1 pseudogene is annotated in these 243 nt (G+C 65.8%); it reads right to left on the bottom strand.

Annotated features, from left to right (window positions below):
* Positions 1-243 (bottom strand): annotated as a pseudogene (locus SB751_RS34350) (hypothetical protein); the annotation flags it as partial.

Below are 243 nucleotides of genomic sequence, written 5' to 3'. Positions count from 1 at the left end.
GCCAGCAGGCCGAGCCGTTCGATTGCGCCGTTGGTGGAACGCGGCAGGATCGCCACCCCCAGGTCGCGGCTGACCATCACCGCGATGGATTCGATGGCGTTCAGCTCGAAGCGCTCGCGCGGCGTTCGCAGGACAACGGCTTCGACACGGCGTTGAAGCTCGCCGATCTCAGCATCGATTTGCTGTCGCGCAAGGTGACGCGCGCCGGTAAGCCGATCGTCCTCAAGCCGCGCGAGTTCAAGC

Origin of the sequence: Cupriavidus sp. SIMBA_020 (assembly GCF_046535395.1) — a bacterium.
Taxonomy (GTDB): Bacteria; Pseudomonadota; Gammaproteobacteria; order Burkholderiales; family Burkholderiaceae; genus Cupriavidus; species Cupriavidus campinensis.
The sequence above is the reverse complement of the archived record's forward strand: the minus strand, read 5'-3'. Positions and strand labels throughout refer to the sequence as shown.